The sequence below is a fragment of the Actinoallomurus soli genome, assembly GCF_024055715.1.
Lineage (GTDB): Bacteria > Actinomycetota > Actinomycetes > Streptosporangiales > Streptosporangiaceae > Actinoallomurus > Actinoallomurus soli.
Genome location: NZ_JAMXMV010000016.1, coordinates 146,624 through 170,899, shown reverse-complemented (window position 1 = coordinate 170,899; position 24,276 = coordinate 146,624). Strand labels below are relative to the sequence as shown.

The following is a 24,276-nucleotide window of genomic DNA, read 5'->3' as shown; positions in this document are numbered from 1 at the left end:
GTCAAGAGCGTGCGCGGACCGGAGACCGGGGAGGCCGGCCGGGGCGCGCGGCGGCCGTCGGCGGGGCGATGACACGTTCCCTACAGGGGGCTGAATGATCTTCATCATCGGGCTGGCGGCCGCCGGCCTTCTGGGGCTGGGCTTCGTGGCCCAGCAGCACGCGGCGTACCGGGAGCCGCTCGGCCGGATGCTGCACCCGTCCTTGTTGCTGGATCTTCTCCACAAACCGCTCTGGCTCGCGGGGCTCGCCGCGATGGTGGGCGGCCAGATCCTCGGGGCGGTGGCACTGTCCGGAGCGGACGTGTCCAAGGTCGAGCCGTTGCTGGCGACCAACCTCGTGTTCGCCCTCGTCATCGGGCGCATCGTCTGCAAGGAGAACCTGAAGTGGAACGAGTGGCTCGGCGGCCTCATGGCGTCCGGAGGGATCGCGCTGTTCCTGTTGCTCGGCCGGCCGCACGGTGAGCACCCCACCGGCCCGGAGTCCGGTCGCTGGCTGGCGGCCGCCGGAATCGTGTTCATCGTGCTGATCCTCGTAGGGATCGGACGGCGCTCCTCGCTGCAGATCCGGGCGATGCTGCTGGCCGCGGCGGCCGGCATCCTGTTCGGCCTGCAGGACGCCGTCACCCGGGGAGTGCTGATCAGGATCGGGCACGGGCTCGGCGCGATCTTCACCAGCTGGCAGCCGTACGCGCTGGTCATCGTCGCGATCTGCGGGCTCCTGCTGGCCCAGTCGGCCTTCGACGCCGCGCCGCTCCGCGTCTCTCTGCCCGCGGCGACCGCGGCGGAGCCGATCACGGGAATCCTGCTGGGAGTCGTGGTCTTCACCGAGCGGCTGCGGCTGAGCACCGGACCGCTGGCCGGACAGATCGTCGGCCTGGCCATGATGGTCGCCGGGATCGTCATCCTCGGGCGGTCGCCGTACATGGCGAAACGGGACGACGACGTCGCCGGGTGCGCGGAGGCGAGACTGCCGTGATCGCCGTCCTGTTCGCATTGCTCGCCGCGGCGAGCAATGCCCTGGCCTCGGTGCTGCAGCGCCGCGCCGCACGCTCGGAGCCCGACGAGTTCGCCTTCCGCCCGGCCCTGCTCTGGGCGCTGGTCCGCCGGCCGGTGTGGCTCGGAGGCATCGGCGCCCTCATCGCGGGCTTCCTCCTGCAGGCGCTGGCGCTGTCGAACGGCGGGCTGGCACTGGTGCAGCCGCTCCTCATCGCGGAGCTGCCGCTGACCATGATCTTCCTCGCCCGGCTGTCGGGCGTTCACCTCGAACGGGGCGTCTGGGTGGCGGTCGGCGCGATGACGGCGGGGCTGGCCGCGTTCCTCGGAGCGGCGTCACCCGCACCCGGGCGGCGCGCCCCGAGCGTGCTGATCTGGGTGATCGCCGCGATCGTCACGGTCGGGGCGATCGTCGGGATCGCGCTGCTGTCGAGGTCGGCCTCCGGCGCGGCACGGGCGGCGCTGCTGGGCGTGACCGCCGGGGTCGGGTTCGCCTTCACCGCGACCTTCATGAAGGCGACCACCAACCTGGTGGACAAGGGCATGCTCGTCCTGCTGACCTCCTGGGAGCCGTACGCGATGATCGCGGCCGGCTTCGGCAGCCTGTTCCTCCTGCAGAACGCCCTGCAGAGCGGCACCCTGGTCGCCGCCCAACCGGCGCTGACGATCTCCGACCCGGTGGCCAGCATCCTGTACGGGGTCACGATGTTCGGAGAGAGGGTCCGATCGGGACCCTGGGTGATCGCCGAGGTGGCGGGTTTCGCGCTGATCTTTTACGGCACCCTCCGGCTCAGCCAGTCCCACCTCATCCAGACCCAGGCCGAGACCGCCTGAGAGCGGATCGATAGCCGGCGTGGAAATGAGATCAGTACCCCACGTAGGAGTACTGCCAGATCCGGCAGCGGCGATGTCTCTTGCAGATCGCGTTGTTCCTGCTGATCCGTGTCAGAGCGTTGGCGTCCGCGACGATCTGCACGCCGGATACGTTGGCCGGGCTCCGGATGGAGGTCGTGTTGACGTTCGCTCTTCCGTTGCCGATCCGGTTGTTGTCGTAGGCCAGGGCGTTCCGGAGGGTCGGCGCGGCCTTCGCGGCGGTGTTCATCGACGACGCGATCGCTCCGCACAGCGCGAGGCCGAGGACGGCGATGAGGCGGCCGTGGACGGTTCCTCTCATCCGAAGGCTCCTTTCTCGGGAAGAGCGTCGCGGCGCCCCGGTCGAATCCCCGCTCGATGAGCGGCGGGCTCGACGTCCGCGACACCCGGTGCCTCGACGTCCATGGCGCCCGGTGCGTCGGCTTGCATACCCGGTGGCCGTCCGCGGATCGCGTCCCTGCGCGGTACTGGTGCAGATCATTACCCGGGCTTTGGCCCGCATCCCCTGGGCGGCGTCCGCCCGCCGTCCGGATCGACGAGGTGGGTCACTCACGGGCGGGCACCGGCGCACGGGCGATCGCGATCACGGCGGTGTCGTCGTCCAATCGGCCGCCCACATGGTCGAACAGATCCCGGCGGAGCCGCTCGACGAGGGTGTCGACGTCCTCTCCGGCCCGCAGGCTCAGACGCGCCGGCAGGTCGAAGAACGCGCCGGTACGGTCCCGGGCCTCGATCACGCCGTCGGTGTACAGCAGGAGAACGTCGCCGGGCTCGAACGAGAACGTGGCCGGCTGGGGTTCGCCGGCCGTGAGAAGCCCGAGTCCCAGCGGAGGGGCGACCTGGTCCGGCTGCAGGGTCAGGACCTGGTCGCCGCGAAGGATGAGCGGCGGTGGATGACCGCAGGAGATCACCTCCGCCTTCGGCTCGGCGTCGGGGAGGTCGACGACGCACGCGGTGACGAAGGACTCCTCCGCGTACGGCTCGGTCTCCGCGTACTCCACGACGTCCTGGCAGACGCCGGCATCCAGCCGCAGCGCGAGTTTGCAGAGGTCCATGGGGTGGTGTGACGCCTCACGGAAGGCACAGAGCACGGCGGCGGCCTCACTGATCGAGGCCAGCCCCTTCCCCCGCACGTCTCCGATGAGCAGACGGGTGCCGTCGGCCGTGCGGGTGGCCCCGTACAGATCACCGCCGATCCGCGCCTCCGCGGCCGCGGCGAGGTACATCGAGGCGATGCGCAGCGGGCCCGCCTCGCGGGGCAGGGGCCGGAGCAGGACCCGCTGGGTGATCTCGGACACCGAACGGACCCGATGCAGGACTCTCTCGTGCCGCTCCCGGAGCGCGCAGAACACCACCACGAACGCGGATACGGCGAGTATCGCCAGCATCTCGAGCCACTGCTCGGGGTTGTTCAGATTGTGTTGTTCGAGACCTTCCGCGACGCCGGACACCAGGGCGAGCGCTCCGATCGCGGCGGTCCACCGCGAACCCGCGAACGACGCCGTCAGCGCGGGGGCGACCACGAGCAGCGGCCTCAGGTGGATGCTCTCGGGCGTCACGACGTCGACGACCGTGATGATGACAATGAGCGCAAGCGGGACCACCACCAGGACGTGACCGAGGTGGGCCTCCCGGCGGAGATCCCTAAGGCGTCGCCGGACGCGCACATCTTCCTGGGTATCACGCCGCGGTCACCCGGCTACGCGCGGCCTCACTGCACGCGCCTCCTGCCGCGCGCGGTGCCCTGCCGCACACGGCCTCCTGCCGCGCGGCCCTCTGCCGCGTGCGGCCTTGCTCCGTGCGGCCTCACGGCGCGCCGGCGTCACTGCGCGCGGTCTCCTGCCGCGTGCGACCTCACTGCGCCCCGGCGACGCCGATCGGCATGGACGGGTCGTCGTGGTCCTGCTGCGTGGTCTCCACGTCCTCGCTCTCCGGCGGCGGGACCGGCTCGGCCTCCACCCAGCCGTCGCGGTGCAGCGCGGTGAGGAAGGCGTCGACCAGCACGGGGTCGAACTGTGTGCCGGCATTGCGCCGGAGCGCATCGATGGCGGTCTCGGCGGGCAGGCCGGGACGGTAGGACCGGCTGGAGGTCATCGCGTCGAAGGTGTCGGCCACCGCGATGATGCGGGCGAACTCGGGGATCTCCTCACCGGCCAGGCCCATCGGATATCCCTTGCCGTCCACCCGCTCGTGGTGGTGCATGATGCCGCCCAGCGCCTCGTCGAGGAAGTCGATGTCGCGCACGATCTCCTCTCCGCGCATCGGGTGCAGCTGGATCGCGGCGAACTCCTCCTCGGTCAGGTCGCCGGGCTTCTGCAGGACCTTCGTCGGCACGCCGAGCTTGCCGACGTCGTGGAGCATGCCGGCGTACCGGAGCCGGTTGATCCGGTCGACGCGCATGCCGATCTCCCGGGCGATCATCACCGAGCCGTACGCCACGCGCTCGCTGTGGCCGCGGGTGTAGTAGTCCTTGGTCTCGACGGCCTGGCACAGTGCGGCGACGGTGGCCGCGTGCGCGCGCTGCTGGGCGACGATCTGGGTGAACGCCCAGCGGGCGATGAACACCGGCATCAGCACCAGCACGGCGGACAGGGGCCCGGCCGCCGGCCAGATGCCGGCGATGAGCAGCCCGATCATCCCGAAGCCGAGGCAACCGGGGACGACCAGGCGCCCGGTGGCCAGGACCTCTCGCCAGGTCGCCTGCCGGCTGACGAGCAGGACGACGGTCATCAGCGCGAGGTTGACGGTGACGAAGGTGACGAGGGCGCCGATGAAGGGGCCGATGACGTGGCCGGTCCAGTTGGCGTCACCCCAGCGGTACGGATGGCCGCCGAGCGTCTGGAAGACCGCCCCCGCCGCGTATCCGCTCAGGGCGTACTGCGCGGCGTTGAACAGGCGTTTGATCAGGTCGAGGTCGCGCCGGCCGGTGAGGATCGCCGTCACGCCGATCAGCGTGGCGCCGACCGGGCCGGCCAGCACCACGGCGGCCAGACCGGCCGCGAAGCTCATGGAGACGCGGGCGCGTTTGATCGTGAGGGTGGCCGCCGACGACTCGGTGACCACGAACAGGCCGGCGAGGACGGCGAGTCTCGGCCAGCACAGACCCGTTAACGAGGACGTCGCGATGACGCCGATGGCCAGTGCGATGACGCCGCCGGCATAGGCCCGTGCGGCGAGAGGCAGTCCGCGCATAACGCTCTCCCCGGGGGAACGTGAACGTAGTCACTCTGTCACAGCTGGTGATCGTTGGCGAGGCCCGCGCGGACACGATTCCCTCGACCCCGGGTCACGCGGGTACGGCGCCGGAGCCCGTACCGGCCCGCCGCCGTGCCCCTTGACCTGCCTGGAGACGAGGGGCGGCGCGGGCGCCTGAGGAGGCTGTACTACGGTCGGTCGGGTCGCCGCTCCGCTGAGCCGTCGACGGTCCGGCGGCACCGTTCAAAGGCAGTAACCCCCTCGCCGGCCCCGCCGGCCTGCCCAACCCCCCTGGAGGTCAGGCCTTGGTCCCCCTCAGCCCCCTCAGCCCCCTCACCGCTCTCACCCCTCTCGCCGACGCGGCGCCACCACCGATCGCCTCGGCGGGCCACGCTCACCTGCTGATCGCCGTCCTCGTGGGCATCGCCGTGATCGTCGTGCTCATCACCGCGTTCAAGGTGCACGCCTTCCTCTCCCTGACCCTCGGCTCGCTGGCCCTCGGCGCGGTCGCGGGCGCACCCCTGGACAAGGTGGTCGACAGCTTCACCAAGGGCCTGGGCAGCACCGTCGCCAGCGTCGGTGTGCTCATCGCCCTCGGCTCCATCCTCGGCAAGATGCTCGCCGACTCGGGCGGCGCCGACCAGATCGTCGACACGATCCTCGCCAAGGCGAGCGGCCGGGCCATGCCCTGGGCGATGGTCCTGATCGCCGGCATCGTCGGGCTGCCGCTGTTCTTCGAGGTCGGCATCGTCCTGTTGATCCCCGTGGTGCTGCTCGTCGCCAAGCGCGGGAACCACTCGCTGATGCGCATCGGGATCCCGGCCCTCGCCGGCCTCTCGGTCATGCACGGTCTGGTCCCGCCGCACCCCGGGCCGCTCGCCGCGATCGGCGCGGTCCACGCCGACCTGGGCGTCACGCTGGCCTTCGGCATCCTCGTCGCCGTCCCCACGGTGATCATCGCGGGCCCGGTCTTCTCCCGGTACGCGGCGCGGTGGGTCGACGTCTCCGCTCCCGACCGGATGGTCCCGCAGTCGAACGCCGAGGACGCCGTGCGGCGCCCCGGTTTCGGCGCGACCATGGCCACGGTCCTGCTGCCGGTCGTGCTCATGCTGATCAAGGCGCTGGTCGACATCGTGATCGACGACCCGAAGGACATGACCCAGCGTGTCGCCGACGTGATCGGCACGCCGGTGATCGCGCTGCTGGCCGCCGTCATCCTCGGGATGTTCACGCTGGGCCGTCCGGCCGGCTTCACGCGGGAGCGCCTCTCGTCCGTCGTCGACGGCTCGCTCGCCCCGATCGCGGGCGTGTTCCTGATCGTCGGCGCCGGCGGTGGTTTCAAGCAGACGCTCGTCGACGTCGGCGTGGGCCAGATGATCGTCGACCTCTCGAAGCACTGGTCGATCCCGGCGCTGGTCCTCGGGTGGCTGATCGCGGTCGCCATCCGGCTCGCGACCGGCTCGGCGACCGTCGCCACCGTCTCGGCGGCCGGCCTGGTCGCCCCGCTGACGGCCGGGATGTCCAGCACCCACGTCGCGCTGCTGGTGCTGGCGGTCGGGGCGGGCTCGCTGTTCTTCAGCCACGTCAACGACGCCGGATTCTGGCTCGTCAAGGAGTACTTCGGGCTGAACGTCGGCCAGACCGTCGCGACCTGGTCGCTGATGGAGACGATCATCTCCGTCGTCGCCTTCGTCTTCGTCCTTCTCCTGTCGGTCGTCGTCTGACTCCGGGCGCCGTCGCCCCGTGTGATCACCGGGGCGACGGCGCCTGCCCGTACGAACTGGTATGAAATTCGTCGCTTCCGGCGAATGCGGTCGTACGCTCCGCTATGGTCTGCCCGGTACCGGGATGCCCCCGACGCGGAGGAAATGTGCGCCGTTCCCTGTTGGTCGCCGGTCTGACGATGCTCGCGATCACCGCCTCGGCCTGCGGAGGCAAGGCCGATGACGCGAAGAAGAACACGGCGGCGGTCGCGCCGCGCGACGCGGCGGTGCGCCCCACGGCGACGCCCGTCAAGGTGGTCGTCCTCGTCGACCACAAGAAGCAGGCCGAGACGATGACGACGGCGTCGACCGTCCGTGACGTGCTCACCCAGGTGGGCATCCAACTGGGCAAGTACGACCTGGTCACGCCTGCCGCGGACGCCGCTCCGACGGCGACGGTCAAGGTGCTGCGGCTGCTGTCCGCGCCCAAGACCACGAAGGTCGTGATCCCGGCGCCGACGGTCGAGAAGAAGGACGCCAAGCTCCCGGCCTTCAGCCAGAAGGTGACCCGCGCGGGCCGCTCCGGCTACAAGATGGTCACGACCGCGTACGTCCGGCGGCACGGCAAGAAGGTCAAGGCCGTCATCGACGAGAAGATCAAGCGCACGCCGGTGTCGCGGATCATCGCGCTCGGCCCGCACCCGAGCGGCGCCGGCTCGGCCGCCCGCCTCAACTGGGCGGCGCTGGCCAAGTGCGAGTCGGGCGGCAACCCGCGGGCGGTGAACCCGGCCGGCTACTACGGGCTGTACCAGTTCAACCGGCAGTCCTGGGCGACGGTCGGTGGATCGGGGCTGCCCAGCGACGCGCCGGCGGCCGAGCAGACCTACCGCGCGCAGCTCCTCTACAACCGGGTGAACGGCCGCTGGCAGGGCCAGTGGCCGAACTGCGGCCACTTCCTCTTCAGCTGAGAAGTGTCATACGGGCGGGGTGCGGGGTTGTGGGGTGAGGGGAACACCCCGCCCGTATTTCGGGGGAAGGGGCAAGCGCGGGCCGCGACCGTACACGAGCATGACCGGGTGACCCGGTGGGGTCTGAAGGAGATCCCTGCCACATGTACGAGGCGGGCGTCAGGTCGGCCGGCCGAGGAGACTCCGTCGGCGTTTTCTTGACGCATGAACGACGCTATGTGGGGTATTAATGCACGTCAACGCGGATGTGTCGACATTGTCGAACAAGATCCTCCGGGTCGGCGAGGCGCCGGGACCGCGGCGGCGCACAGCAGACGGTCGAGGCCGACCAGCCTCATGAGGCGACGCAGCCGGTGACTCGGACGGACCAGCGTCAACCGGCCGCCCGCCCGGCCCGCCTCATTGGCGCACCGCACGAGGGCGCCGAGCCCGCGCGCGTCGCAGAACGTCACCCCGAACCCGTCGATCACGACGTCGGGCCCGTGACGGAGGAGCACGTCGAGCACCAGGTCCTCGAGGGCGTCCGTGCCGGCGATGTCGAGTTCGCCGCGCAGCGACACGATCGGCGCCGCCCCCGGGCGCACCCGCGTCCTCGCCGCCAGAATCGGTCCGAGGCTCTGCCGGCTCTCCCTCGCGGTCGCGGTCCGTTTCGACGTGGACGTCCGTGTGTGCGGCTTGCCTGCCATGGATTTCCCCCGCTTGCGGAATCGGCGGAGTCTGGTGCGTCCCTGCTACCGGGCGCGAACGCCGAACCGTCCCCCTCGCGGCCGGACCTCCGCCTGACTATGAGCATGCTCGCCGAGCGGCGCCCGGCGTCACTAGGGGCGAAGGTCCCACGGAGTGCGATCGGCGAAGCTTGCCCCTACGCTGACCGCTGTGCCGGAAGTGATCGATTACGGGCGGTTCGCGGAGCGGCTGCGGCGGGTGATGCCGCGCTGGGACGACCGCGACCGCATGTCCCCTGCCGCGTTCGCCGAGCATCTCGCGGACACCGGCCCGCGGTGGGAGCTGTTGCGCGTCTTCCAGGAGGAGTGGGGCTACGAGCCGCCCGGCGGCGAACCCCGCTGGCCGCGCTGGTCGGAGTCCGAGCACGAGGCGTACGTGCGCCGGCTCAAGGCCGAGGGGACCGATGAGGAGGACGGCGACGAGTGGGACCGCGTCGACCTGACGCTGCCCGTTCCGGCGGCCCTGGACGAGTGGTGGGACCTGCCGTTCAACTCCTTCACCTATCGCCCCCGGCTGTACTGGACGAATCCCGAGTGGCCGCCGACGGTGCGCCCGGATCCCACGGGATACGGGGTCTCGGACGGGTTGCCACCGGGCAACCCCTTCGTCGGACCGGACGACGACCACCGGGTCTGCGTGTTCAAGGCGGAGTACCAGTACTGCAACGAGTGGGGCTATCTCGCCGCCGAGGCCGCGCTTCCCGACCCGAAGGTGCTGGTGAGCACCGGTGACGGCTGGGTCGTGCAGGCGCGGTCGATCTCGGAGTTCTTCCTGCAGCTGGCCGTGACGCGGCTGCCCGCGCACTACGGCTGGACCGTACGGCTGTACGACCCGGAGCCCGAACTGGTGGACCGGGTCCGGCGCGACCTCCCGGAGCTCGGCCTGCTGCCCTGGCGCGAACTCGGCGCCGACACCCTCGCCTACGGCGCCCTCGACGCGATCGTCTACCTCGACGACGGAGGCCTCGTCGACTTCCCCCTCGTGGTGCACGCCCGGACCCGTACGGCCCTGGAGGACCTGGCCCGTACGCTCGGCGCCGACTGGGCCGACGAGATCGAGTCCCCGGAGGCCGACCGCCCGGACCCGAAGGACCAGGCGGAGCCCGCGGAACCCGAGCCGCTGTCCCTGCGCGTCGGCCAGACGGACGCCGACGGGCGGTGGACCGTCGAGGCCGTCTCCGACCGGCCGCTCTGCCCTCCGGAGCCCGAGCCTCCGGCGGTGCTGACCGGCGCCGCCCGGCCGGCCGGTCTCACGGTCTGGGCCGCCGACCCGGACGTCGGCGTCGTCGCGGGCGACCAGGCCGGCGGCCTGCACGTGTGGCCGCCCGCCCGCCCGGCCACCGCGGCGGGCGCGGCGGCCCCGGCGGGTGCGGACGCGTCGGTGGACGCGGTGACTCCGCCTGGCGCGGAGGTCTCGGCGGATACGGACGCGGAGGTGCCGGTGGCTCCGTTGAGCCGTACGGCGCACGACGCGCCGGTGACCGCGGTCGCCTGCCGGTACTTCGACGGACCGGGTGACGCGGTGCTGAGCGGGGACGCGGCCGGGCAGGTGTACGTGTGGCCGTCCTCCGGCGAGGGAGACCCGGTGCCGGTCGGCATCGGCCGGCGCGGCGGCAAGGTGGTCGCGCTCGGCATCGAGTCCCTGGAGACGGGGCCGGCGATGGCCGCCGTCTGGAGCACGGGCGCCGTCTGGCTGTGGGACTACGAGTCGGGCCTCGACGCGGTCATCCACCTCGGGCCCGGCATCGAGACGCTCATCCTGGAGCCGGAGGGCGTCCTGACCGTCGGCGGCCCGACGGGGACCGCCACCGTGCGCCTCGACCCCGAACGCCTGTGGCCGAAACGGGATCTGCACGGGTTCCTGCGCCGCTTCGAGTGGGAGGAGCTCGAGAGCGCGCGCGGTCCGGCCACCGACTTCCCGGAGCGGATCCTCAGGATGGCGTCCGACGACGCCGAGGTCGCCGAGGAGGCGCTGAACGGCCTGCCCGCGCTCCTGATCGAGGGTGAGAAGGTCTTCCCGGCGACCGTGGCCACCGTTCCCTTCCTCGTCCTGCTGGCCACCGAGGCGGAGAACCACGTCCGGGGCCCCCTGCTGTCCCTGGTGACCGACATCGCGCGGGCCGTCTCCGGACCGGTCGCCGCGGGAGAACAGCCTGAAGAGTGGGCGGGGAACGTTCGATTGATGATCGTGAACCTCCTTCCCGCCGTGGCCGAGCTGCTGGACGGCTCCGACCCGGGCGTGCGCGAGGCGGCCCGGCGGCTGCTGGCGGAGTTCCCCGACGAGGAGGCCCGTTCGGAACGGGAATGAGCCGTCGAATGACGATCAGGTGAACCACGGACTCGTTTCCGGCGTCTTCCTTCGCAACAGCGAAAGGACGCGAATGCGACGATTGATCGTGGGGACGGGCGCGGCGGCGCTGGCCCTCGGAATGGGCGTCGGCACGGCGCACGCCGCCACGCCGGCCTGGCGGGTCACCCAGACGACGAAACTGCCGGGCGATGACATCCTGAGCGACGTCACCGTCGCGCCGACCGGGAGCACCTGGGCCGTCGGCAAGCGGACCGTCAGCGGCAAGACGCGGCCGGTCGTCCAGCGCCTGTCCGGGACGACCTGGAAGGACGTGAAGCTGCCCGCCGGCTGGTCGATGGCGCTGAACGTCGTCGACGCCTCGTCCAGCAAGAACGTCTGGGCGTTCAGTGCCGAAGAGGGCTCGGTCGTGCACTGGAACGGCAAGAAGTGGACGTCCGCGAAGTTCACCGGCGTCTTCCGCGCCACCGACGCCGGCGTGGTCAGCGCCTCCAACGTGTGGGCGGTGAACGGCGGCACCACGGCCCGGCACTGGAACGGCAAGAAGTGGGCGAGCGTCAAGCTCCCCGCCCACGTCGTCACCCTGCAGGCGGTGTCCGCAAAGAACATCTGGGCGGCCGGCTCCATCGGGGACAAGGCCGCGGTGGTCCACTACGACGGCAGGTCGTGGAAGGTCGTCAAGACCGTCGCCCTGGCCAAGCCGGAACCCGACGCGGCCACGGTCCTCACCGGCATCGCCGTGTCGGGGAAGAACGTCTGGGCGGTCGGCGCGCAGTCGTGGTCCTGCGGTGAGGACGGCGACGACACCTGCTACACGCGGCTGGCGCTGCGGCTGACCGGCACGAAGTCCAAGTCCTTCGTCACCGAGAAGGGCCAGGCGTACACCAAGGTGGCGGCCGACGGGTCGGGCGGCGTGTGGATCCTGCAGGGGGCGTGGGACCCGGCGCTCGTCCACGTCACCGGTGACACGTTCACCTCCTCGGCCGCGCCGCGCCCGTCCGGGCACGACGTCAACCTGACCGCGCTGGTGAACCGGCCGGGCACGAAGACCGTCTGGTCGGTCGGCGGTTCGTCCCCCGAGGGCGACCCGGACGACCCGACCAGCGACGGCGTCTACCTCCGCACCGGCTGAGCCTCGGTGAGTCGCGTACGGGCCCGGGACCCACGTCCCGGGCCCGTACGCCGTTCAGTGGCCGCCCGGGCGGGCGTACGGCGGCCGGTCGGGCGGGCGTACGGCGGTCGGTCGGAGGGACGTTCGGCGGCCGCTCGTTCAGGCGTTCAGCGGTCGGCCAGCCGGGCCAGGAGGGCGACCGCGCGGGCCAGGTCCCGCTGCTCCTCGGGGTCGAGCTCGCTCGCCATCGCCTCCGCCAGCCAGTCCGCCCGCCGGATCCGCTGGCTCTGCAGCTCGGCACGGCCCGCGTCGGTGATGGTGAGCAGGGTCTTACGGGCGTCGCTGGGGTGCGACCCGGCGGAGATCAGGCCGAGGGCGGTGAGCCGCCCGACGGTACGGGCCATCGACTGGTGCCGTACTCGTTGCCGTTCGGCCAGGTCGGCGGTGGTCAGCGGGCCCTCCCGGCCGAGGTGGCCGAGCACGGCGGCCTGGGGTGTCGGCAGGTCCTCCGGACGGCGGGCCCCGCGCACCAGTCGCCCGACGACCAGCCGCAGCTCATGGGCGACCTCGTTCACGTCCACCTCGTCCATGCCGAGGACTCTACAGCCATGCTGTATATTCGGCACTGATATACAGCATGGCTGTAAAAATGGGGAAGACGAAGGGACGTCGGCGCATGCGACTGACCAAGCTGGGACACGCCTGCATCCGGATCGAGAAGGACGGCACCACACTGGTCGTCGACCCGGGCGGCCTGACCGCGCCCGGCGCGCTGGACGGCGCCGACGCGGTGTTCATCACCCACGAGCACTTCGACCACTTCGACGAGGGAGCGCTGCGCGCCGCGCTCGACGCGTCACCGAGGCTGCGGGTCTGGACCAACGGCGCCACCGCCGCCAAGCTGGAGGGCCTCGGCGGCCGGGTCACGGTGGTCGGCCACGGCGACGCCTTCGACGTGAACGGCATCGGCGTGGAGGTCCACGGCGAGTGGCACGCGGTCATCCACCCGGACATCCCCCGCATCGGCAACGTCGGATTCCTCATCGACGGGAGCGTCTTCCACCCGGGCGACGCCTTCACCGCGCCGGAGCGGCCGGTCGACGCCCTCATGGTGCCGATCAGCGGACCCTGGCAGAAGCCCGCCGAGGTCATCGACTACGTCCGCGCCGTCAAGCCGGCCCGCGCATTCTCCGTACACGACGAGGTCCTCAGCGACATCGGCAAGACGGTCGTGAACGGCCTGCTCGGCGCGAACGGCCCGGGCACCGGCACCGCCTACGAGCGGTTCTCCCCGGGCGACACCGTCGAGCTCTGACTCCCGGACGGGGGAGGCGGCGGTCCGCCGCCGTCTCGCGCCGTCACCCCGGCCCTTCGCGCCGTCGCCGTCCGCCGGCTTAGCGTCGTGGTCGCCGTCTCCCGGTTCGGGCGTTCCGCGCGGTTCACGGCGTGTTAAGCGGGTGAACCTACGGTTTCAGGGGTACGTGAGCCGCCGGACCGAAGGCGGGATCAATGGGCGACTGGTCGTTCCTCGTAGTGGCCGTGGTCATCACGGCCTTGGCATTCGACTTCACCAACGGCTTCCACGACACCGCCAACGCGATGGCGACCTCCATCGCGACCGGCGCGCTACCGCCACGGATCGCGGTGCTGATCTCTGGCGCGCTCAACCTGGTCGGCGCGTTCCTGTCCACGGAGGTGGCCAAGACCATCTCCGGCGGGATCGTCGACGACTCGCTCGTCACACCGGCGATGATCTTCGCGGGCCTGGTCGGCGCGATCGTGTGGAACCTCGTGACCTGGGTGTTCGGCCTGCCGTCGAGTTCCTCGCACGCGCTGTTCGGGGGACTGATCGGGGCCGTCTGGGTGGGCGCCGGGGTCAAGGGCGTCCACTTCTCCGTGGTCACGGAGAAGATCCTCATCCCCGCGCTCGCCTCGCCGCTGATCGCGGGCGTGGTCGCCGTCACGTCGACCTACCTCGCGTACGTGATCACGCGGCGCGGCCGCCGGGACGAGGTCGGGCGCGGCTTCCGGGCCGGGCAGATCGCCTCGGCCTCGCTGGTGTCGCTGGCGCACGGAACGAACGACGCCCAGAAGACGATGGGCGTCATCACCCTCACGCTGATCTCGGCCGGGGTGCTGTCCCACGGCTCCGGGCCGCCCTGGTGGGTCGTCACGATGGCCGGCCTGGCGATCGCGCTCGGCACGTACATCGGCGGCTGGCGGATCATCCGCACGATGGGCAAGGGGCTGGCCGACATCGAGTCCCCGCAGGGGTTCGCGGCCGAGACCTCTGCCACGACCGTGATCCTGGCCTCCTCCCACCTGGGATTCGCGCTGTCCACGACGCAGGTGTGCTCCGGCGCGATCCTCGGTGCGGGGATCGGCCGCCGGCTCGCGGAGGTGCGCTGGAGCGTCGCGGGCCGGATGGTCCTGGCATGGGTGTTCACGCTGCCCGCGGCCGCGGCGGTCGGCGGGCTCGCGGCGGCGGTGGCCGAGCAGGGCACCGCGGGCATCGTCGTCGTCCTGGTCGCGGCGATCGCCATCGCCACGGGCATCTACGCGGTGTCCCGGCGCGACCCGGTGCACGCCGCCAACGTCAACGACCAGCCGACGGCGGCGGTCATGTCGCAGGCCACCACCGCGGCGTGAGGGGAGCGCGATGAACGTCAAGTGGAGCGCCCTCGGGGAGGTCGCCGTCGTCGCCTTCGCCGTCGGCGTCGCGATCGTCGTGATCTTCGCGGTCGGCGTCCTCGCCTGGTCGGTACGGCCGGCGGCGGACACCGGCCGGGACCGGGACGGAACGCTCGCCACCGTCGCCGCCGGGCTCTGCTTCCTGGCCTGCGCGCTGATCGTCTGCTACGGCATCTACCTCGTCGTCCCCCAGTTCCACTGACGGGGAACCGCCGTCCTCACCGGGGGCGGCGGGACCGCCCCCGTCCGGCCCGGATCGCACGGAACGCCGTGGCGACGGCGCCCGCCAGGCCGATCAGGGCGAGGACGACCGCGAGATGGACGCCGTACGCCTGGGGAAGCCGTGACGGATCCCCGGCCCGGCGGCCGAGCCCGAGCACCATCGGCAGCGCCACGGCCGAGACGGACGCCGCGAGCACCAGCGACACCCGGACCGGCCGGCGGTACGACGTCGGCAGCCGCCCGGTGAGCAGGGCCACGCCGAGCACGGCCGGGACCACCAGCAGGTCGTGCACGAGCGCCGCGCCCGCGACCCAGACCAGCCAGCCGACCGGGTCGGTCTCGGCGGCGTCGCGCAGCAGCCCGGCGCCGCCGACGCCGATCAGCGCCGCGCCGAGGCCGTACGCGATGAGGCGTCCCCGCCCGACCCTCATGACCCGTGCACCACCAGCCGGGCGATCCACTTGGTCTGCAGCACGCCGGGACGGTCCGGGGCGATCAGCCGGCACGGGTACCCGTGGTCGGGTGACAGCGGCTCGCCGTTCAGGTCGAGGGCGAGGAGCGTGAGCTCGTCGCGCCAGTGCGGCGGGTCGACCTCCGAGGCGCGGTACCGCCCGCCCGCCTCCAGCGACTCCACCCGGACCCGCGCGCCCGCGTGGACGCCCGCCGCGTGGAGGACGTCGCGGAGCCGTACGCCGGCCCAGGTCCCCGCGGCGCTCCAGCCCTCGACGCACGCGATCGGCAGCCGCGCGGCGTGCTGCGGCATGGCCCGCAGGTCGGCGAGCGACAGGGACAGCTCACGTGCCACGTCACCGGTGACCGCCAGCCGCCAGGCCGGATCCGGGCGGACGCCGGCGGCGGCCGCCGTCTTGTTCACCGGCAGCCGCTGCGGTCCGACACCGGGCCGGCGCGGGGACAGCAGCGCGAGCCCGCCGAGCGGGGTGAACGTCTCCCCGACGGTCGTCAGCCCGACCAGCCCGCACGCTCCCGCGACGGTCGCGAGGAATCCCCGGCGCGAGGGCCCGGTGGGGCGCGCGTCCGCACTCCCGTGTCCGGGACGCAGCCCGCGGACCTTGGCCCACTCGTTCGCGACGTGGACGACCAGCGCGCCGTAGACGATGTAGGCGGTCCAGTAGTGCGCCGTCGTGAAGAAGAACGGGAACGGGTAGAAGTACGCGATGTTGAACAGCCCGGTCACGAGCTGGAACAGCGCCCCGCCGACGAGCGGGAACACCAGCGCCCGTTCGAGCGCGTGCCCCGCCGAGCGCACCGGCGGCCACTGCCACAGCCGCGGGTAGACGGTCCACAGCTTGGCCAGCAGCAGCGGGATCGTGGCCAGGCCCCCGATCACGTGCGCGCCCTGCGTGAGCCGGTAGAGGCCGACCGGCCGCGACGGCCAGACCGCCCACCCCGGCGGATGCTGCATGAAGTGGCTGATCAGTCCGGTCACGAACGCGACCGTGAAGCTGACGCCGAGCGCCGCGCCGAGCCACGCGGCGGTCCGCTCGTCCCGTCCGTCGCGCTCCCGCGAGGCGAACCGCCCGATCGCCGTGATCAGGCGAGCGGGGTCAGGTCGGCGAAGCATCGCCCGGCCTCCGTCCAGATCTCGGCCACCCGCAGGCCGGCCTCCTCCGCGTATCCGCCGATCGCGTCGCGGGCGACGTGCGACCAGCGGAACCAGTCGCTCACCTGCCGCGGGTCACGGAGCCGCACCCACTCCGTACGCGTCGTCGCGCCGAGTTCGGCGATCGCCCGGCCACGCCGGTGCAGCAGCGCCTCGACGCGGCGCAGCAGCGCGGCGGGGTCACCGCCGATGCCGATGTTGCCGTCGGCCAGCAGCACCGTCTCCCACCGCCCGGCCCCCGGGACGTGGCCGAACACGTCCCGCAGCAGGGCCAGCCCGCCCGCCGCCCGCGTCATCTCGACGGCGTACGGCGTGACGTCGATGCCGAGCGCGGGCAGGCCGCGTTCGGCGAGCGCGACCGTGAGCCGCCCCGGCCCGGACCCGACGTCGAGCGTCGGCCCGGCGCAGCGGTCCAGCAGGGTGTCGTCGCCGGGCCGTCCGTCGCACCACTGGTCGACCGGGAGGCGCTCCCGCCGCCCGTCGGCGTGCTCGATCTCCACCGACCCGAGCCCGGCGAGCGACCCCTCGTACAGCCCGCCGATCACCGCGCGCCTCCTCGTACGGGGACGGGCGCGGCATCCCCGGCCCGGCCGATGGCCGCGAGCGTGGCGGCGAACCGCGTGCCGGGGGCCCGGTCCGCCACCCGTGCGGCGTCGGCGGCGGTGTCCACGTCGGTCAGCGTCTCGAGGGTCGTGACGCGCAGGCCGCGCAGCCGGGCGCGCTGACACGCCCCGGTGTCCGGGCGCGACATCGGCACTCCGAGCAGCAACCGGGGATCGGGCCGCCGCAGGCCGAGCAGCCAGAACCCGCCGTCGGCGGCGGGGCCGAACACCGCGTCCCCGTCGTCGAGGCTCCAGGCCGCCCGCATGAGCTGAGCCGGGGTGACCTGGGGCGTGTCCATGCCCACGAGGACGGCGGGCCCGCCGACGTCGGCGAAGGCGTTCGCGAGCCGCTCGTCCAGTCCGCCGCCGCGTTGCGGCACCACCTCGAACCCCGCGGGCAGCCACCGGCCCGGACGCCCGGCGAGGACGAGCACCCGCCGCGCCGCCGGCGCCGCCGAGACGGCGGCGAGCGTGTCCGCCAGCGCCGCCTCCGCCAGGGCCGCCGCCTGCACGGGCGTGTACGGCGGGGTCAGCCGGGTCTTGACCCGGCCGGGCACCGGCTCCTTGGCGATCACGAGCAGCGTCACCGGACCGCCTCCGGCGGGGGCGGTCACACCGTCTCCAGGACGCGGCGCATGTCGCGGACGGCCCGGAGCGTGCCCCGTACGGTGCCGGTGACCTTGGACCGGCCCGTACGCGGGTGGTAGGCGACATCCGTCTCGGCGATCCGCCAGCCCTGGGCGCGGGCGCGCAGCACCATCTCCAGCGGGTACCCGGATCGCCGGTCGGTCAGGTGCAGGTCGAGCAGGCGGGTCCGCCGGGCCGCCCGCATCGGGCCGAGGTCGCGCAGACCCGCGCGGCGCGCGACGAGGGCATTGCCGAGCCGCGCGTGCGGCGGCCACGCCCGGAAGGAGACCGGCCGCCGCCGCCCCAGCACCAAGTCCGTGCCGAGCCGGTCCGCGGCGAGCCGGTCCGCGCCCAGCCGGTCCGCGCCGACTCCGTCCGCGCCGAGCCGGTCCACGTCGACCGCGCGGCCCGCGTCCGGATCGGCGTCCGGAGGGGCATCCGCCAGCAGGCGGACGACCTTGGGCAGGTCGGCCGGGTCGAGGGAGGCGTCGGCGTCCATGAAGCAGACGATGTCGGCGGTCGCGGCGAGCAGCCCGGCGTGGCAGGCGGCGCCGAAACCGCGGCGCGGCTCGTGCACGACGAGCGCCCCGTGGGCTTCGGCGATCTCCGCCGAGCCGTCGGTGGAGCCGTTGTCGACGACGATCGGGCGATGGCCCTCGGGCATTCGCGTCAGCACCCATGGGAGGGCGGCGGCCTCGTCGAGGCAGGGCAGTACAACGTCGATCACCTTCGTGACGCTACGCCGGGACCCGCGCCGGAAACCCTTACGGAGTGATGACGTGTACGGCGCATCCCTCCTGGTCAGTCCTAGTGTGGGGGCGTGATCAGCTTCAGCGCGCCGGTGAGGTCGCCCGGCCGGAAGAGGCGTCCGGCCGACCCGCCGGACCAGCCGGGCAGCGCTCCTGAAGAGTCCGTCGACGAGCCGGACAAGGCCGCCGGTGGGCTCGGCGAAGGGCCGGGGCAGGCCGCCGGCGAGCCGGGCCGACCGGCCACTGGACTCGGCGAGGGATCGGGGCGGCACGCCCGGACGGCCCTCGCGGCATGGGTCGGAATCATCTCGGCCGGGTTCGCGGTCGGAGCCGTCCTCCGCGCCGCCGGGTACCTGCCGGTGGACCGGTTCCCGCCGTTGCACGCCTCGCCACGGCTGCTGCTCGGCCCGCTGCTGCCCGCGGCGGCCCTGGCGCTCGTCGCGGTCGCGGTCCTGCCGGTCGCGGCGCGGCGGCTGCCCTGGGGCGCGCTGCTCGTCGTCGCGTGGCTCGGGTCGGTGCTGTGGGCGGTGGCGCTGCAGCTGCCGGACGGTCTGGCCCGGCCCCTCACCGCGCCGACCGAGTACCTGGCCGGCCTGCCCGCCGTCGGCGACGACCCGCTGCGCTGGCTGCGCGGCTTCGCGCGGGACATGCAGGCGTACCCCACGCACGTGAAGGGCCACCCGCCCCTGCCGACCCTGATCCTGTGGGCGCTCCGGTACGCGGGTCTGCGCGACGCGGGCTGGGCGGCGGCCCTCGTGATCGTGGCGGGCGGCTCGGCCTCGGCCGCGATCGCGGTCACCGTCCGGAGGCTGGCCGGCGCGGAGACGGCCCGCCGCGCGGTCCCGTTCCTCGTCCTCGCGCCCACGGCCCTGTGGGTCGCCACGAGCGTGGACGCCCTGTTCCTCGGCGTCGCGGCCTGGGCCGTGGCCCTCCTCACCGTCGCCGCCATGCCGCTCCCCGCACCGCGCGGTGCGCGGTCCGCTGAGCCACCCGCCATGCCGCTCGCCGCACGGTCCGCTGTGCCATCGTCTGCTGTGTCGTCCGCTGGGGCACTGGCCGGGCGGTGGCGGGTGGTGGCCGCGGCGTTCGCGGGCGGGCTGCTGCTGGGGTCGCTGCCGTACCTGAGTTACGGGCTGCTGCCGGTGTTCGCGCTGCCGCTCGCCGTCCTCCTCCTGACGCGACCGCCTCGTCCGGTCCTGGGCGCGCTGGCCGTGGGGTGCCTGGTCGTTCCGGTCGCCTTCACGCTGGCGGGGTTCTCGTGGTTCGCGGGCGTCGCGGGCACGCATGCCGCCTGGGCGGCGGGTGGGGGAGCCCGGGCGCGGCCGTACGCCTACTTCCTGCTCGGGGATCTGTCCGTGCTCGCGCTGCTGATCGGCCCCGCGACCGCGATGGCCCTTCCGGCGGTGCTGGGACGGGCGGTCCCCCTCGCCCGCGCGATGGTCCGCCGGGCGGCCCCGGTCGGCGGTGGACGGCTCGGCCTGCCGGTCGCCGCCGCGCTGATCGGGATGGTCGCGCTGGACCTGTCCGGCGTCACCCGGGGCGAGGTCGAGCGGATCTGGATCCCGTACGCGGCCTGGACGACGATCGCGTGCGCCGTCCACCGCCCGCCGGCCCGTACGCTGCTCCTCGCACAGGCCGTGACCGCGCTGACGGTCCAGGCGCTGGTGAGGTCGCCATGGTGAGATCCGAGACGGGGCACGTGCTGGTGGTCGACGACGATCCGACCGTCGCCGACGTCGTGTCCCGCTACCTCCTCCGCGACGGGCACGAGGTCGTCTGCGTCGCCGACGGGCACGCCGCGCTGCGCGCCGCCGAGGAGCGCCCTCCGGACCTCGTCGTCCTCGACCTCATGCTGCCCGGCATCGACGGCCTGGAGGTGTGCCGTCGGCTCCGCGAACGCTGGCCGGTGCCGATCGTCATGCTGACCGCGCTGGGTGAGGAGACCGACCGGCTCATCGGGCTGGAGACGGGCGCCGACGACTATGTCACCAAGCCGTTCAGCCCCCGTGAGCTGGCGCTGCGCGTCAAGTCGGTCCTGCGCCGGGCGCGCGGCGCGCTCACGCCGACCGGCGGGACGATCACCGACGCCGACCTCACGGTGGACGCGGCCGCGCACGAGGTACGGCTCGGCGGCGCGGAGGTCTCGCTGACGGCGCGGGAGTTCGACCTGCTGGCGTTCCTGATGCGTCATCCCCGGCAGGCGTTCACCCGCGCGGACCTGCTCCGGAACGTCTGGGGCTGGGAGTTCGGGGACTCGTCGACGGTGACGGTCCACGTCCGCCGACTGCGAGAGAAGATCGAACAGGACCCCACCGCGCCCCGGCGGATCCTCACCGTATGGGGCGTGGGCTACCGATTCGAGCCGCTCACATGATCCCTTTCAACGCGTTCGTCGAGGTGGTGGCGTACGCCGCCGGTGCCGCGCTGCTCGTGGGCGCGGCCGGGGTCTCGGCGCTGTACGCGCTGCGCGGGCGGTCCATCACCGCCCTGCTCGCCGTGGTCTCGGCCGCGACCGTCCTCGCCACCGTGGCGGGCATCGTGGCGATCACGCTGAAGATGTTGATCAGCGACCACGACCGGTCCGTCGCGCTGACCGTGACCGTGATCGGCGGCCTCGTCGGCCTCGGGGTGTCGCTCCTGCTCGGCCACCGGCTCATCGGCGGCACCCGGTCCCTGCTGGCGTCCGTACGTACGGCGGGGGAGACCGGCCGGTTCGGGCCGCCGGAGCGCCGACTGCCCGCCGAGCTCGCCGAGTTGGGGGCGGAGCTGTCCGCCGCGTACGACCGCCTCGACGCGGCCCGCACCCGTGAACGCGCCCTGGAGACCAGCCGCCGTGAGCTCGTCGCCTGGGTCAGCCACGACCTGCGCACCCCGCTGGCCGGGCTGCGGGCGATGGCGGAGGCGCTGGAGGACGAGGTCGTGGCCGACGAGGTCACCGTCCGTCAGTACCACGCGCAGATGCGGGCGGAGACGGATCGGCTCACCGCGATGGTGGACGACCTGTTCGAGCTGTCCCGGATCCACGCGGGCGCGCTCCGGCTGTCCCGGCAGCGGGTCGGCCTCGGCGACCTGGTGTCGGAGACGGTCGCCGGGACCGAGCCGCTGGCCCGGGCGAAGGGCGTACGGCTGCGCGGGCAGGCCGACGGCGTCCTGCCGGTCGAGGTGGACGCCGCCGAACTCGGCCGCGCCCTGCGCAACCTCGTCGTCAACGCGATCCGGCACACCCCGGAGGACGGCGGTGTGGAGATCGTGGCGGGGGCGGAGGAGGGCATGGCCTACGTCGCGGTGTCCGACGCCTGCGGCGGGATCCCGGACGAGGACCTGCCGCGCCTGTTCGACGTGGCGTTCCGTGGCGAGGCCGCGCGCACGCCCGGCGGCGGGGCCGGGCTCGGCCTGGCCATCGCCCGCGGCATCGTCGAGGCCCACGCGGGGGAGATCGGCGTTTCGAACGCGGGCGCCGGCTGCCGCTTCGTCGTCCGCCTCCCGCTCGGCGTCTGAGCCGGCGACGCCCTTCCGGGTGCCGCCGACGGACCAGAACGGGGATCTCAGCCCTGACGTGCGATGAAGGGTGCAGACCGCCGGAGGCGTCCGAGAAGGACCCCACGCTCCACATCCCGCCGCTGGGAAGGCTCAAGTTGTCCCGGATCCCAGTGGGCGCGCTGCGGCCGTCCCGGCAGCGGGTCGGCCTCGGCGACCTCAGCCGGCTGCGGTGTCGGGGATGCCGGTGCGGTCCAGGGTGAACCGGCTGGTGTGGGTGGCTACTCGCCGGCCGAGGTGGCGGGCGGTGGCCAGGTCGGCGGCGTGGACGGCTTCGGGGCCCTGGTCGTTCCAGGTCTGGGCGCCGGCGCCGAGGTAGAACCCGAGTCGGTTGTGGTCGTGTTCGCTGGCGGTGGTGGTGTTCCAGCCGGGCAGCAGGCCGAGGCTGATCCAGTGCATGCCGTGTTGGGCGGCGAGCATCGAGAAGTACTGCAGGGTGTGCAGTTTGTCGCCGCTCATGGAGCCGGAGTTGGTGAAACCGGCGGCGATCTTGTCCTGCCAGGCGCGGGTCGTCCATCGGCCGGAGGTGGCTTCGGCGAAGGCGTGGAAGGCACCGGAGGCGCTGCCCATGTAGGTCGGGCTGCCGAAGATGATCGCGTCGCATCGGTCGAGGGTGCGCCAGTCGTCGTCGGTGATCGCGGCGACGTCGACGTCGATCGTTTCGACGCGTGTGCCGGGTACTGATGCGGCTCCCTCGGCGACGGCGTTCGCCAGTTCGCGGGTGTGGCCGTAGCCGGAGGTGTAGGCGATGCCGACGGTGATGCTGGACATGATGGTTGTTCCGTTCTCGATGCTCGTGGTGGGTCGTGCGGTCAGTCGGTCGGTCGGCTTTCGCGGGCGTTGGACGTCTCGGTCATGTCGGGGTACCGGTCGCCGGTGACCTGGGCGGCGATGGGTTCGAGTCGCGCGAGTTCGTCGGCGGTGAGGGTGAGTCCGAGTGCGGCGAGGTTCTCGTGGAGGCGGTTCGGGTGCCGGGTGCCGGGGATCGGCACGACGGTGAGGCCGTGGACGGCGCGTCGCTGGTGCAGCCAGGCCAACGCGACCTGTGCGGGGGTGGCGCCGCGGTCGGCGGCGATCGTGGTGATGGGGTGCAGGAGCGCTGCGTTGCGCTGGGCGTTCTCACCGGTGAAGCGGGGGAACCGGGAGCGGATGTCGCCGGTGGTGAACTCGCTCGGCAGGGCGCCGGTGAGGAAGCCGCGACCGAGAGGGGAGTAGGCGACCACGCCGACGCCGAGTTCGGCGGCGGCGGGTATGAGGCCGCGTTCGATGTCGCGGGTGAACAGCGACCACTCCGATTGCACCGCGCTGATCGGGTGGTGGGCGTGGGCTTCGCGCAGTTCGTCGCCGGTGACCTCGGACAGGCCGAGGTGGCGGACCTTGCCGGCCTGGACGAGGTCGCCCATCGTTCCGATGGAGTCGGCCAGCGCGACGGCCGGGTCGCGGCGGTGGGGGTCATGAGATCTCCTAGCGATCGATGAGGCGCCGTGGTGACATCGTCAACGCTAAGCAGGTAACGACGGTAGTGTCAATGTCAACGGAAACTTGTTACCATCGGCATATGCGCAGCGACCCTGGCTCGCCCGAGACGGGCGTGGAACGACGCGACCAGCAGGAGGCGATCCTGAAGGCGGCGGCCGAGCTGTTGGCCGAGCACGGCCCGGCCGGCATCTCGACGCGGGCGGTCGCGACCGCCGCCGGGGTGCAGACGCCTGCGCTGTACCGCTTGTTCGGGGACAAGGACGGCCTGCTCGACGCCCTCGGCAGCTACGTGTTCGAGAGCTACCTGGCCGAGAAGCGGGGAATGGAGCCCGGCGAGGATGCGATCGAGGACATCCGGCGCGGCTGGAACATCCACGTCGAGTTCGGGCTGCGCAATCCCGCGTTCTACGCCCTGATGTACGGCAACCTGCGCCCGGGTCGCCGCCCGGCCGCCGCCCAGGAGAACGGCGAGATCCTGCGCCGTCTACTCGAGCGGGCTCGCGAGCAGGGCCGGCTCCGCGTGCCGGTCGAGACGGCCGCTCGGGCCATTGAGGCGTCGACGACCGGCGCCGTGCTGCTGCTGCTGGCGCAGCCCGAGGATGAGCGCGACCCGACCCCGCTCACCGGGCTGCGTGACACCGTCATCGACTCGATCGTCAGCACCGAACCGGCGGCCGACGTCCGAACGACGATCGCCGACCGGGCTCTGGCACTGCTGGCCGCCGTCGGTGATGGCCGCGGCGCCGACCCCCTCGTGGACGCCGGATTCAGGGCCACCGAAGCGGCGCTGCTGCGTGATTGGCTGAGCCTCCTGAGCCGATGACGATCCGCTGCCCCCTGCGGAGCCGCCGATGGCGCTCCGCTTTGTACCT

25 protein-coding genes are annotated in these 24,276 nt (G+C 72.7%); 13 read left to right on the top strand and 12 right to left on the bottom strand.

Translation table 11 applies throughout. The features are described from left to right. The first annotated feature begins 94 nt into the window (after positions 1-94). Positions 95-976 carry a DMT family transporter gene (locus NDW01_RS31740; protein ID WP_252828033.1) on the top strand — a complete coding sequence of 294 codons (882 nt, stop codon included), beginning with the start codon at positions 95-97 and terminating at the stop codon, positions 974-976. After that, entirely contained in the window at positions 973-1,827 is an 855-nt protein-coding gene (locus NDW01_RS31735) for a DMT family transporter (RefSeq protein ID WP_252828032.1), read from the top strand. Before NDW01_RS31740 ends, NDW01_RS31735 begins: the two co-directional genes overlap by 4 nt. Positions 1,828-1,858: 31 nt before the next feature. Here the strand turns inward: NDW01_RS31735 and NDW01_RS31730 are convergent, their stop codons facing one another. The 3 genes from NDW01_RS31730 to NDW01_RS31720 form a co-directional block, all read right to left on the bottom strand. Further along, positions 1,859-2,167 carry a hypothetical protein gene (locus tag NDW01_RS31730; RefSeq protein WP_252828031.1) on the bottom strand — a complete coding sequence of 103 codons (309 nt, stop codon included), beginning with the start codon at positions 2,165-2,167 and terminating at the stop codon, positions 1,859-1,861. 244 nt (positions 2,168-2,411) lie between these two features. Further along, positions 2,412-3,470, bottom strand: a complete 1,059-nt coding sequence (locus NDW01_RS44045) for a PP2C family protein-serine/threonine phosphatase (protein ID WP_252828030.1) — start codon at positions 3,468-3,470, stop codon at positions 2,412-2,414. 250 nt (positions 3,471-3,720) lie between these two features. Next, complete coding sequence (locus tag NDW01_RS31720; RefSeq protein WP_252828029.1) at positions 3,721-5,058, bottom strand: HD-GYP domain-containing protein; 1,338 nt, start codon at positions 5,056-5,058, stop codon at positions 3,721-3,723. A 308-nt stretch (positions 5,059-5,366) separates the two neighbouring features. On the opposite strand from NDW01_RS31720, the gene NDW01_RS31715 reads away from it, so the two are divergent. Beyond that, positions 5,367-6,785, top strand: a complete 1,419-nt coding sequence (locus NDW01_RS31715) for a GntP family permease (RefSeq protein ID WP_252828028.1) — start codon at positions 5,367-5,369, stop codon at positions 6,783-6,785. Positions 6,786-6,931: 146 nt separating this feature from the next. After that, entirely contained in the window at positions 6,932-7,732 is an 801-nt protein-coding gene (locus NDW01_RS31710; protein WP_252828027.1) for a transglycosylase family protein, read from the top strand. Positions 7,733-7,968: 236 nt separating this feature from the next. Here NDW01_RS31710 and NDW01_RS31705 read toward each other — a convergent pair whose 3' ends face one another. Next, entirely contained in the window at positions 7,969-8,316 is a 348-nt protein-coding gene (locus NDW01_RS31705; RefSeq protein ID WP_252828026.1) for an STAS domain-containing protein, read from the bottom strand. A gap of 292 nt (positions 8,317-8,608) precedes the next feature. Between NDW01_RS31705 and NDW01_RS31700 the strand changes: the two genes are divergently transcribed. Together NDW01_RS31700 and NDW01_RS31695 are read left to right on the top strand one after the other, a co-directional pair. Then, positions 8,609-10,765 carry a hypothetical protein gene (locus NDW01_RS31700; protein WP_252828025.1) on the top strand — a complete coding sequence of 719 codons (2,157 nt, stop codon included), beginning with the start codon at positions 8,609-8,611 and terminating at the stop codon, positions 10,763-10,765. Positions 10,766-10,838: 73 nt separating this feature from the next. Beyond that, positions 10,839-11,897 carry a hypothetical protein gene (locus tag NDW01_RS31695; protein ID WP_252828024.1) on the top strand — a complete coding sequence of 353 codons (1,059 nt, stop codon included), beginning with the start codon at positions 10,839-10,841 and terminating at the stop codon, positions 11,895-11,897. Between the two features lie 146 nt (positions 11,898-12,043). On the opposite strand, the gene NDW01_RS31690 is transcribed toward NDW01_RS31695, so the two are convergent. Beyond that, positions 12,044-12,466, bottom strand: a complete 423-nt coding sequence (locus NDW01_RS31690; RefSeq protein ID WP_252828023.1) for a MarR family winged helix-turn-helix transcriptional regulator — start codon at positions 12,464-12,466, stop codon at positions 12,044-12,046. 86 nt (positions 12,467-12,552) lie between these two features. Between NDW01_RS31690 and NDW01_RS31685 the strand changes: the two genes are divergently transcribed. From NDW01_RS31685 to NDW01_RS31675, 3 genes are all read left to right on the top strand, one after another. Then, positions 12,553-13,191 (top strand): MBL fold metallo-hydrolase, encoded by a 639-nt coding sequence (locus NDW01_RS31685; RefSeq protein WP_252828022.1) that lies wholly within the window; start codon positions 12,553-12,555, stop codon positions 13,189-13,191. 194 nt (positions 13,192-13,385) lie between these two features. Beyond that, positions 13,386-14,525, top strand: coding sequence for an inorganic phosphate transporter (locus NDW01_RS31680; RefSeq protein WP_305883834.1), 1,140 nt, complete (start codon positions 13,386-13,388; stop codon positions 14,523-14,525). Between the two features lie 10 nt (positions 14,526-14,535). Further along, positions 14,536-14,769, top strand: coding sequence for a hypothetical protein (locus NDW01_RS31675; RefSeq protein ID WP_252828021.1), 234 nt, complete (start codon positions 14,536-14,538; stop codon positions 14,767-14,769). Positions 14,770-14,785: 16 nt separating this feature from the next. On the opposite strand, the gene NDW01_RS31670 is transcribed toward NDW01_RS31675, so the two are convergent. The 5 genes from NDW01_RS31670 to NDW01_RS31650 are packed head-to-tail and all read right to left on the bottom strand — an operon-like array spanning position 14,786 to position 18,366. Beyond that, entirely contained in the window at positions 14,786-15,220 is a 435-nt protein-coding gene (locus NDW01_RS31670; protein ID WP_252828020.1) for a hypothetical protein, read from the bottom strand. Continuing rightward, entirely contained in the window at positions 15,217-16,371 is a 1,155-nt protein-coding gene (locus NDW01_RS31665) for a molybdopterin-dependent oxidoreductase (RefSeq protein ID WP_252828019.1), read from the bottom strand. Before NDW01_RS31665 ends, NDW01_RS31670 begins: the two co-directional genes overlap by 4 nt. Next, positions 16,341-16,955, bottom strand: a complete 615-nt coding sequence (locus NDW01_RS31660) for a methyltransferase domain-containing protein (protein WP_252828018.1) — start codon at positions 16,953-16,955, stop codon at positions 16,341-16,343. Before NDW01_RS31660 ends, NDW01_RS31665 begins: the two co-directional genes overlap by 31 nt. Next, positions 16,952-17,599, bottom strand: a complete 648-nt coding sequence (locus tag NDW01_RS31655; RefSeq protein WP_252828017.1) for a TIGR04282 family arsenosugar biosynthesis glycosyltransferase — start codon at positions 17,597-17,599, stop codon at positions 16,952-16,954. Before NDW01_RS31655 ends, NDW01_RS31660 begins: the two co-directional genes overlap by 4 nt. Positions 17,600-17,622: 23 nt before the next feature. Then, complete coding sequence (locus tag NDW01_RS31650; RefSeq protein ID WP_252828016.1) at positions 17,623-18,366, bottom strand: glycosyltransferase family 2 protein; 744 nt, start codon at positions 18,364-18,366, stop codon at positions 17,623-17,625. Positions 18,367-18,459: 93 nt separating this feature from the next. On the opposite strand from NDW01_RS31650, the gene NDW01_RS31645 reads away from it, so the two are divergent. The 3 genes from NDW01_RS31645 to NDW01_RS31635 are packed head-to-tail and all read left to right on the top strand — an operon-like array spanning position 18,460 to position 21,886. Then, positions 18,460-20,070, top strand: a complete 1,611-nt coding sequence (locus NDW01_RS31645) for a hypothetical protein (RefSeq protein ID WP_252828015.1) — start codon at positions 18,460-18,462, stop codon at positions 20,068-20,070. Continuing rightward, entirely contained in the window at positions 20,064-20,762 is a 699-nt protein-coding gene (locus NDW01_RS31640) for a response regulator transcription factor (protein WP_252828014.1), read from the top strand. Before NDW01_RS31645 ends, NDW01_RS31640 begins: the two co-directional genes overlap by 7 nt. Further along, the gene (locus tag NDW01_RS31635; RefSeq protein WP_252828013.1) at positions 20,759-21,886 is read left to right on the top strand and encodes a sensor histidine kinase; all 1,128 of its coding nucleotides are present in this window, start codon (positions 20,759-20,761) and stop codon (positions 21,884-21,886) included. The genes NDW01_RS31640 and NDW01_RS31635 overlap by 4 nt, the downstream gene beginning before the upstream one ends. A gap of 198 nt (positions 21,887-22,084) precedes the next feature. Here the strand turns inward: NDW01_RS31635 and NDW01_RS31630 are convergent, their stop codons facing one another. Then, on the bottom strand, positions 22,085-22,696 hold the full coding sequence (locus NDW01_RS31630; RefSeq protein WP_252828012.1) for a flavodoxin family protein: 612 nt from the start codon (positions 22,694-22,696) through the stop codon (positions 22,085-22,087). A 41-nt stretch (positions 22,697-22,737) separates the two neighbouring features. After that, positions 22,738-23,397 carry an aldo/keto reductase gene (locus NDW01_RS31625; protein ID WP_308211828.1) on the bottom strand — a complete coding sequence of 220 codons (660 nt, stop codon included), beginning with the start codon at positions 23,395-23,397 and terminating at the stop codon, positions 22,738-22,740. Positions 23,398-23,483: 86 nt separating this feature from the next. On the opposite strand from NDW01_RS31625, the gene NDW01_RS31620 reads away from it, so the two are divergent. Beyond that, positions 23,484-24,227 (top strand): TetR/AcrR family transcriptional regulator, encoded by a 744-nt coding sequence (locus NDW01_RS31620; RefSeq protein WP_252828010.1) that lies wholly within the window; start codon positions 23,484-23,486, stop codon positions 24,225-24,227. Positions 24,228-24,276 lie beyond the last annotated feature (49 nt).

Coding starts and splice junctions, on each gene's coding strand:
- NDW01_RS31740 (WP_252828033.1), top strand. CDS start 95: ATGATCTTCATCATCGGGCTGGCGGCCGCCGGCCTTCTGGGGCTGGGC.
- NDW01_RS31730 (WP_252828031.1), bottom strand. CDS start 2,167: ATGAGAGGAACCGTCCACGGCCGCCTCATCGCCGTCCTCGGCCTCGCG.
- NDW01_RS31720 (WP_252828029.1), bottom strand. CDS start 5,058: ATGCGCGGACTGCCTCTCGCCGCACGGGCCTATGCCGGCGGCGTCATC.
- NDW01_RS31695 (WP_252828024.1), top strand. CDS start 10,839: ATGCGACGATTGATCGTGGGGACGGGCGCGGCGGCGCTGGCCCTCGGA.
- NDW01_RS31690 (WP_252828023.1), bottom strand. CDS start 12,466: ATGGACGAGGTGGACGTGAACGAGGTCGCCCATGAGCTGCGGCTGGTC.
- NDW01_RS31685 (WP_252828022.1), top strand. CDS start 12,553: ATGCGACTGACCAAGCTGGGACACGCCTGCATCCGGATCGAGAAGGAC.
- NDW01_RS31680 (WP_305883834.1), top strand. CDS start 13,386: ATGGGCGACTGGTCGTTCCTCGTAGTGGCCGTGGTCATCACGGCCTTG.
- NDW01_RS31675 (WP_252828021.1), top strand. CDS start 14,536: ATGAACGTCAAGTGGAGCGCCCTCGGGGAGGTCGCCGTCGTCGCCTTC.
- NDW01_RS31670 (WP_252828020.1), bottom strand. CDS start 15,220: ATGAGGGTCGGGCGGGGACGCCTCATCGCGTACGGCCTCGGCGCGGCG.
- NDW01_RS31665 (WP_252828019.1), bottom strand. CDS start 16,371: ATGCTTCGCCGACCTGACCCCGCTCGCCTGATCACGGCGATCGGGCGG.
- NDW01_RS31640 (WP_252828014.1), top strand. CDS start 20,064: ATGGTGAGATCCGAGACGGGGCACGTGCTGGTGGTCGACGACGATCCG.
- NDW01_RS31635 (WP_252828013.1), top strand. CDS start 20,759: ATGATCCCTTTCAACGCGTTCGTCGAGGTGGTGGCGTACGCCGCCGGT.
- NDW01_RS31630 (WP_252828012.1), bottom strand. CDS start 22,696: ATGTCCAGCATCACCGTCGGCATCGCCTACACCTCCGGCTACGGCCAC.
- NDW01_RS31620 (WP_252828010.1), top strand. CDS start 23,484: ATGCGCAGCGACCCTGGCTCGCCCGAGACGGGCGTGGAACGACGCGAC.